This is a genomic window from Nostoc sp. CHAB 5836 (assembly GCF_020829445.1).
GTDB lineage: Bacteria > Cyanobacteriota > Cyanobacteriia > Cyanobacteriales > Nostocaceae > Nostoc.
Map to the genome: position 1 here is coordinate 1 of NZ_JAIVFV010000281.1, position 5,258 is coordinate 5,258.

At 40.2% G+C, this 5,258-nt stretch carries 6 protein-coding genes and 1 pseudogene; 3 read left to right on the forward strand and 4 right to left on the reverse strand.

The window, feature by feature from the left end; all coding sequences use genetic code 11:
* Window positions 1-72: 72 nt before the first annotated feature.
* Window positions 73-432, reverse strand: coding sequence for a hypothetical protein (locus LC605_RS30750; protein ID WP_229551200.1), 360 nt, complete (start codon window positions 430-432; stop codon window positions 73-75).
* Between the two features lie 266 nt (window positions 433-698).
* Between LC605_RS30750 and LC605_RS30755 the strand changes: the two genes are divergently transcribed.
* Window positions 699-914: a hypothetical protein gene (locus tag LC605_RS30755; protein ID WP_229551201.1), complete on the forward strand. Its 216-nt coding sequence runs from the start codon at window positions 699-701 to the stop codon at window positions 912-914.
* A 115-nt stretch (window positions 915-1,029) separates the two neighbouring features.
* Here LC605_RS30755 and LC605_RS30760 read toward each other — a convergent pair whose 3' ends face one another.
* The 3 genes and pseudogenes from LC605_RS30760 to LC605_RS30770 all read right to left on the reverse strand — a co-directional run bounded on the left by LC605_RS30760 (window position 1,030) and on the right by LC605_RS30770 (window position 4,480).
* On the reverse strand, window positions 1,030-1,731 hold the full coding sequence (locus LC605_RS30760; RefSeq protein WP_309143286.1) for a helicase-related protein: 702 nt from the start codon (window positions 1,729-1,731) through the stop codon (window positions 1,030-1,032).
* Entirely contained in the window at window positions 1,732-4,182 is a 2,451-nt protein-coding gene (locus tag LC605_RS30765) for an SNF2-related protein (RefSeq protein ID WP_229551203.1), read from the reverse strand.
* A 22-nt stretch (window positions 4,183-4,204) separates the two neighbouring features.
* Window positions 4,205-4,480, reverse strand: a pseudogene (locus tag LC605_RS30770) (hypothetical protein).
* 214 nt (window positions 4,481-4,694) lie between these two features.
* Between LC605_RS30770 and LC605_RS30775 the strand changes: the two are divergent.
* Complete coding sequence (locus LC605_RS30775; RefSeq protein WP_229551204.1) at window positions 4,695-4,967, forward strand: hypothetical protein; 273 nt, start codon at window positions 4,695-4,697, stop codon at window positions 4,965-4,967.
* A partial coding sequence (locus tag LC605_RS30780; RefSeq protein ID WP_229551205.1) for a clan AA aspartic protease occupies window positions 4,964-5,258 on the forward strand: 295 nt, incomplete at its 3' end. The genes LC605_RS30775 and LC605_RS30780, both read left to right, overlap by 4 nt.

Genomic DNA, 5,258 nt, shown 5'->3' on the forward strand with positions numbered 1-5,258 from the left:
AGTTTATATTACTATACCTTGGGGTTCTGGTGGCTATGCTTTTTTTTTGCTGGTAACTATAAACAAGATTAATCATTTATTCGCGTAATACATACGCGAACACTTCTTTTTTGTCCAAAGTCCAAAAGGGTTATAACTCATGAACTGGTAGCGACCGAGAGCGCGACCACAATTTAAACCCCCATCTGCACAGGTATGTATGCCAATGGCTTTGTAATCCCCGCTACCAGCGCTCTCAATCTCCGCGATCGCATTTGAGAGCGATCGCAAATCAATACCAGAGAGTGATTGATCTGTTATCGACCGACTACCATTACTAAACGTGCATGGATTAATCTTCTCTCTTACTCCAGTACGGTTGATAGTGCTAGCTTTAGGCTCTCTTGTCGCTCCAGTTGGTAAAGACGTAGTATTTGTCCTCTGTTCACTCAAATTGCCTACAAATATAGCAATCCGGTTTGATTACTGAAAGGTTTTTAAAACAAAAACTTTGCCCTGCAAGGTTTTCAGACTCAGTACACAATGTTTCATTCCAGTCGAAACGCTATATATCTGTCCAATAAATCTAACGCACGAATAATTCTAATTGTCAATATCAATTTGACCTGTCTTTGAGTATACCTCTTCGTTTAAGGTAAATATTGGCGATTTTAAAGCACATAACATGGTTATTTTACAGCATTTTTAAGGGGTAGAATATGACTTATTCTGAGCAATTAAAACCGTGGTGTATTGTCCGTGATATTCCAAATCAAGAAAATATTGTTGTGAAAAGATTCCGCCGACGTGATGATGCTGTTGCTTATCTGCAAGTGTTGAAGCAGTCAGCGAGAGATATTGCTTTTAAAATCATTTTTAATGCTCAAAACGTCAATATGCCACGGGAGAATGAAGCTTTGAACGGTTCGTTTTGAGAAGAATTTAAAATCATAAAAATACTAACTTATGGGATGATATAATCCCGTATTTTCGTTAAATTTCCACCCCATACCCCACTACGCCAGTAATATAAATGTTAAAACTGTAATCTCAAAAATTAATGGTTTGTAGCATTTTTTCAAACAAGGGGTCGCCAAAATTCATTAATCGTAGGGAAGGCATTTCATCAAAAACACTAGGGTAAAAAGTAACCATGTAATTCTGCCTTTCATAATTCAGTTGCCAAGTACGTTCGCTCCTTCTCTCAAACTGCACACCACTGGCTTTTAAAATTGCTGAAGAGGTGAATAACTGCTCAATAGTTTCTGGCGTAAAAGGGGTAAAGGTGATTGGTTTTTGAATTTCTACTAAGTCAGCTTCTAAATCCATTGCTACCATTTCTTCAATAGCTAGACGAGGCGGTGGGCTGTCTAACACAGAATCGAATTGAGACATTAAAACATCCTCTTCTTCTGGATCAGCACTCATAACAGCCCGTTCAATAAAGGTAGGGACTTGGGCTAGAATCGGCTGAAGATTACCAACAACAGTGGCAAAAGCATTAATGCGATCGCGCAATTTTCGATAAACCTTTGCTTCTACAGTGCCATCATAGTAAAAATTATGAATTCGCACAGTCGGATACCTTTGTCCAATGCGGTCAATTCTCCCAATACGCTGTTCGACCCGCATCGGGTTCCAAGGCATATCATAATTAATCAGCACACCGCAATTTTGTAAATTCAAACCCTCGGAAGCAGATTCAGTACAGAGGAGAATTTTGATTTCGTCTTGGCGAAATCGGCGTTTAATTTATTCCTTGGGAACTAGACACCACTCCCCATTTTGGTACAATTCCCCACCACGGCCTGAATAACAAGCTACTTGACTACCGTACAACTCCTTCAATGTATCCCGTAGATAGTCCATCGTGTCAGTATACTGAGTGAAAACGATCGCACTTTCTCGGTCAGTTAATTCTTGGCGTAAAATCTGAATAAAGCGAGAAAGCTTGCTATCTTCCCCAGTGTTTTCAAATTGGTGTAGTAATTCTTCAAGATATTGAATTTCCTGGGGGTCTACTGGTTCAAAGAAAGATTCCAGCCCAGCAATCACTGCATCATCCTCATTATCCACATCTACTAAATCGTCGTCACTTAAAACGCTTCCCCGTTGAGTTAACAAATAATCCAAACGACGTTGCAGAGATGACTTGATGGCATAAAATGAACTGGTTAGGCGCTTGCGGTAAAGGGTCATCAAAAAACCCAAACAAGAACGCTGATCTATTTGTGCCAGTCGGTAAAAGTGACGTACATAGTTGCTGACAGCTACATAAAGCGGTACTTCCCGTTGGGGTTCCAGCGTAATAGCGTTATCCTGCACAACTCTAGTAGGAATATCCCGCTCTAACAGTCCCCTTTGATAGTATTGTCGGAGAGTGTCGCGGGTGTGGCGGAACATCAAGTCTTTTAGGGGCGTGTTCACTGTCAAGTATTGGCGTGAGGTGTCGATAAAGTCTTCATCTGCCAATAATTGTTTGTGATTGGAGATTTTCTTTCCCCGTTGCCAAGTATCCTGCATTTTGTAAGCAAGAATGCGATCGCTCTTGGTCAAAAACTGCTCTAATCTAGAACAAGACTGTCCGCCGCGCCCAAAGTAGTCACTAGACATTACTTGCCAAAAATTAATTACTTCCTGCTTGACAGCACCTTGTAGCGAGGCGAAATAATAGCAGAAGTTATCGCCATAACTCCAATGTCCCTGCAATCCCAGCAGGTTTAACAAGTCGAAAACTTCTATGGCATCAATTTGCATGGGAGTTGCTGAGAGAAGAATCAGGGATTTAGTCTTCTCCTTCAACTGTGCCATTAACTGTAACAAGCGATTGGGCGTTTCCTTGAGGTCTTGGGGACTTTTGCGGCGTGCATGGTGTGCTTCGTCTAAGATTACTAAATCCCAAGGTTCTGCTGATAGTAGCTGGTGCATTCTGTCAGTTCTTCGCACCAAATGAGAAGAAGCCAGGATTAAATCTTGAGTATTCCAGGGATTAGCTGCTGCGGGGATAGTCCGCTTGTAGGGGTCTTTAAATTCTGTAGATGTGTAACTCCAAAAATGCAGATTGAATTTTTCCCGCAATTCTTCTTGCCATTGGGGTTGAACGCTAGCAGGTGCTAAAATCAGTACCCGCTTCACTTTTTTGGACAACAGCAGATAACGCAGAATTAAACCAGTTTCAATTGTCTTACCTAAACCAACTTCATCAGCGATGAGAAAACTTTGGGGAAAATTTTGAGCAACGCGGCGCAGTATTTTAATTTGGTGTGGCCAGGGGTGAATGGGAATTGATTTTAAACAAAAGTCCAAGCAGCCGGGATGTTCATGAATATTGGCAAGTTGAGTAAATGCCAACCGTTCTTCTTCCCTTACTTCTGTAGAAATAGCTGAAGGGTCTGATTTTAGTTCCGGTTCTAGTTGTGCTTCTGGTTCAGTTGATTCTATTTTTGTCAGAGGTCTAGAGTCAAATTCAGCTTGGGCATTCCAATCAGGTTTAGTAGATTTTGCGTAACGCAACAGCTTTTTCTGTACCGCCTCTGGAACTTCAAAGACTCGCACGTTAGGCGATACGTCATACCAAAGTTGCTCAAATCTCGCTACTTCTTCTTCAACTCTATCTAGTTCCCTACCTCCTTCCCAAGAACAATAAACGTGAAAGGATTCTACATTCCTCTCCCAGCCACCTATAGATTCGTTATTGGAACCGTTAAATGCTAATTTCTCGCCCTTGCTATCAGTAAAAATGCCAACCTTTTCGTGAAATATATGCTGTGGATCTAGTTGCTGTGTACTATCTTCAGGTAGTCCATTTTCTTTGAGAGGAATAGCAATTTTAATATCGAGATACTGGTTTTGAATTAACCAACTGAGAATTTCTAAGTGTTTGAGTTGGGCAAAACTTTCTGGTGGCTTTAAGTCTGCATCTAGACGAGATAGCAATGCGTCTCGCAGTTCGTATCCCTGTTGAATTGCTTGTAAATCTTGGGGGCTAAACTGACAGCCCATGATTAACCGCATTCGCCCTTTGTTGTGCAGCATTGCACCTAAACCCCGTGCAACTTTACTCAGGATAGCACTGCTAAAAAAACCTGCTTTCCGGTCATATTGAATGGCACACTCTAAAGCAGGAATGTAGAAATCAGTGATGGTGTTGTGGGTGTTGCTAGTGTAGCTAATTTTCCAGGGATATTCACGCAGGTTTTTCAACTTTCTAACCAGTTATCTAATTTTAATTATCAATAGAGTCTATAGTTCTGCCTTGATAAGTATGGCGCTGTTGGTCAATTTCTGTAAAGATTTCTGTTAATTACGGTTGGTTCTTCCAAACCCCAAATAATTGATTTAGTCTAGCTAGTCTCTCTGAATCTGTTAATGGTGGTTGTGGTTCTGTAATTTGATTGGCAATAAATTCTACATCTATGATTATTTCTGTTCCATCGGGAATATTATTAAGTTCTTCTAGAATTTCAATATTTTGACCACGCTTGATACCTCTAACCTTCATATTTGATTATCTCCTGTAATTATTAGTTTCCGGTTAATGGTTAAAGGTGAACAGTCATCAGTCAACCTTCAACTATTTTTTGTGTGTTGGGGTCAATTCCTTATAGTTTGACATATTGGGTACTGAATCAGCAAATAAATTAGGTAACGCTGATAATACTGTCCCCATGTAAATACTACAATGGTTGAAGAAGCAATCATTTGGTGTAATTGTGATGCAATCAATTTTCTGGAGTGTAGAAGAAGTAGCCCTAAGAGCTAAACAGTTTTATGAAAACGGTATTCGTCAAAATGTCGAGTCTGGTGACAATATCGGTAAGATGATTGTGATTGATGCCGAAACTGGTGAATATGGGATAGATCCAACTGGTGTAGAGACAGCGTTAAAGTTCAAACAGAAAAACCCTAATGCTAGATTATTTACTATACGGATTGGTTATGATGTTGCTGTAAGTTTTGGTGGTGCAGTGGAGCGTACTGCTGAATGATTTATGGAAAAGTAATCGATGGTAGGGCAATAGTTCCAGTGGTTTTTCGTTTACCTTCGCAGCCAGATTTTAATTTGGATTTTGTCATTGATACTGGATTTAATGACCATCTTACTTTACCATCACAGGCAGTTAGTGCGATGAATCTTCCCTTATATTCTAGTACCGAAGCAAGGTTAGCCGACGGTACTCAAGCTTTATTATCTATACATTTGGCAACAATTGTATGGGACGGCATAGAAAGATTAATTCCAGTTTTAGCTGCTGTTTATAAACTTTTACTAGAAACTT